Here is a 2,876-nt window from a genome sequence, read left to right as displayed (position 1 = left end):
ATCAACCACATCAACACCACCGAATTTCCGCTGCAGGCCGATCCGAAAGTCGCCTGGCGGGCGAAGTGGAACCGGCCGAACTGGATGACGGTGGAGTTCAGCCTGCTCTATCGCTGGCACGGGCTGGTGATGGAAAATGTCACCTGGGGGGACAAGGCGCATCCGGGCAATTCGCTGCTGCTCAACAACAGCCTGCTGATCGGCAGCGGGCTGGCGCAGAGCTTCGTCAACACCTCGGCCAACCGCACCGCCACGCTGGGCCTCGAAAATGCCGCCAGCTTCATGATGTTTGCCGAAACGGGCGCCATCAACCAGGCGCGGATCAACAATGTCGCCAGCTACAATGATTATCGCCTGGCGATGGGCATGGAGCCGGCGCGCAACTTTGCCGCCATCGTCGGCAGCAGCGACACGCCGGCCGAACAGGCACGGCTGTCGGCGTTGGCGAAGCGGCTGGAGGGGCTCTACGGCGACGTGAACAACGTTGAATATTATATCGGCCTGTTTGCCGAGCGGGTGGAGAAGAACGGCCCGCTGCCCGAACTGGTGTCGAGCATGGTGGCGATGGACGCCTTTTCCCAGGCGCTGACCAACCCGCTATTGTCCGAACATGTGTGGGGCAACCCGGCCAACAAGCGGCTGGCCTTCACCGACGAGGGCATCAAGGTGATCGAGCAGACCAACCGCCTGCGCGACATTGTCGATCGCAACGCCAAGGGGCTGGGCAACGCGTTTGTGGGGATGACCCGCAAGGAGTGGAAGCGGGCTTAGACCAGCGCCCGCGCCAGCACGGCCTCGTAGATGGACGTCAGCCCTTCCACGTCGGCGACGGCGGCGTGTTCATCCACCTTGTGCATCGACTGGCCGGGCAAGCCGAATTCTACCACCGGGCAGAGGCGGCGGATGAAGCGGGCATCCGATGTGCCGCCAGTGGTGGAGAGATCGGGCGTGAGGCCGGTGACGTCGGTGATCGCGCCGCTGACCAGGGATGACAGCGCGCCGGGTTCGGTGAGGAAGGCTTCGCCGGAGATCTTGATCTCCACATGGTTGGCGGGTGCGTGGGCGGCGACAAGGCCTAGGATCCAGTCCGACAGCGACGCGCCCGTGTGCTCGTTGTTGAACCGGATGTTGAGCCGGGCGCGGGCCTGGGCGGGGATCAGGTTGGTGGCGGGGTTGCCGACCGCCAGATCGGTGATTTCAAGGTTGGAGGCCTGGAACCAGTCGTTGCCTTCGTCCAGCACGCGCGCCTTCAATTCGGCGAGGATGGCCACCAGCCGCGTGATCGGATTGTCCGCCATGTGCGGATAGCCGACATGGCCCTGCGCGCCGTTCACCGTGATCCAGGCGTTGAGGCTGCCGCGCCGGCCAATCTTCATCATGTCGCCCAGTTTTTGCTGCGACGTCGGTTCGCCGACAAGGCAGAGATCGGGCACCAGGCCGTGGGCTTCCATCCAGTCCAGCATCATCGTCGTGCCGAAGGTGGCGGGGCCTTCCTCGTCACCGGTGATGATGAAGCTGAGGCGGCCCACCAGCGGCCCACGGCCAAGATGGCGGGCGGTGGCAGCGATCATGGCAGCCAATGCGCCCTTCATGTCGGCAGCGCCGCGGCCGACGATGAAGCCGTCTTTCACTTCGGCGGCGAACGGGTCCTCGCTCCAGCCGGCCATATCGCCAGCCGGCACCACGTCGCTGTGGCCGGCGAAGGCAAAATGCGGGCCGGGCGCGCCCGCCAGCGTGGCAAAGAGATTATCGACCGGGCCATCGGGTTCGTGGCCGAAGGGCAGGCGGGTGCAGGCAAAGCCCAGGCCGGCAAGCGCCCGTTCCAGCACGTCCAGCGCGCCTTCATCGGCTGGCGTGACGCTGGGGCAGCGGATCAGTTCCTGGGTGAGGGCAACGGGATCGGGCAGGTTCATCACCCGGCTTTGCGCATTTCCGTGGCCACCCGGTCAAGATAGGCGGCAATGCGCCGCGCGTTGGCGCCGAGATCGCTTTCGCCGACGCGTGACTTGGAGCGCATGTCGACGCGGGTGCCGGTGGGCGTCGCGGTGAGCCGGATCACGACATCGTCGCTGTAGCCCCACCACAGGCTGCGCTCGACGGCTTCGATGCGGCCGGCGTTGCGATCGGCCAGGATGATCTGCCAATCCTTGTCGCAGGCGGCCAGCGCCACATCGAAGGCCTTGCCCGGTTCGACCGGCAGATCGAGCGGACGCACATCGGGATAGGCGCGTTCCTGTTGCGGGGCAAAGGCGGGGTTATAATCAATCGGGCTGGCATCGGCGCCGCGCAGGGTGGCATCGATGGCCTGGAACGGCGGCGGGGTGGTGGTATCGGTGCTGATATCGTTGATCGGCGGCTTGTCCCCGGCGTTGATCACCACGGCGATCGGCACCGCGACGGCGGCAAAACCGGCGGCCGCCGCGATCACCGTGATGGTGCCGCCGCGCCGGCGCAGCAGTTGATACAGGCACCAGCAGGCGCCGAGACCGGCCAGCAGCGCGGCCGCCACGAACAGGCCGAGCGAGGCCTGCCAACCGATCACGCCAAAACGGTGCAGCGGCCCGGCGGCCAGCATCAACAGGGCGGCCACCAGCGTGGCGCGGGCGATATTGGCGGGGTTCATGCACGCGTCTCCGGTTCAATCCTGATCTTGCCGGGGATGGGATAGCGGGTGAAGGGGAAATCCTCCTTCATCGCCTCGGCTGTCCATTCGACCATGAACGGGTGGGCCAGCACGCGATCGATATAGGCGCTGATCCTGTCGCTGACCGGCAGATGATAGGTTCTGATGCGGGTGCAGGTGGGGGCAAACATGATGTCGGCAGCGCCAAAGCGGCCGAACAGCCATGGTTCCCCGGTTTCTTCACCGAAGCGGC

General features: G+C 65.8%; 4 protein-coding genes. 1 reads left to right on the top strand and 3 read right to left on the bottom strand.

The window, feature by feature from the left end; all coding sequences use genetic code 11:
• Positions 1-771, top strand: a 771-nt coding sequence (locus RT662_RS01980; protein WP_313668711.1) for a peroxidase family protein, incomplete at its 5' end; no start/stop codon positions are given.
• Here the strand turns inward: RT662_RS01980 and dapE are convergent.
• The 3 genes from dapE to RT662_RS01965 all read right to left on the bottom strand — a co-directional run.
• Positions 768-1,913, bottom strand: a complete 1,146-nt coding sequence (gene dapE / locus RT662_RS01975) for a succinyl-diaminopimelate desuccinylase (protein WP_313668709.1) — start codon at positions 1,911-1,913, stop codon at positions 768-770. The genes RT662_RS01980 and dapE overlap by 4 nt on opposite strands.
• The gene (locus RT662_RS01970; protein WP_313668708.1) at positions 1,913-2,623 is read right to left on the bottom strand and encodes a DUF1499 domain-containing protein; all 711 of its coding nucleotides are present in this window, start codon (positions 2,621-2,623) and stop codon (positions 1,913-1,915) included. Before RT662_RS01970 ends, dapE begins: the two co-directional genes overlap by 1 nt.
• On the bottom strand, positions 2,620-2,876 hold a 257-nt coding region (locus tag RT662_RS01965), incomplete at its 5' end, for a glutathione S-transferase C-terminal domain-containing protein (protein WP_409530127.1). The genes RT662_RS01965 and RT662_RS01970, both read right to left, overlap by 4 nt.

Origin of the sequence: Sandarakinorhabdus sp. (genome assembly GCF_032115815.1) — a bacterium.
GTDB lineage: Bacteria > Pseudomonadota > Alphaproteobacteria > Sphingomonadales > Sphingomonadaceae > Sandarakinorhabdus.
Note: the sequence above shows the minus strand (reverse complement) of the source record. Positions and strands in the feature narration are given on the sequence as shown.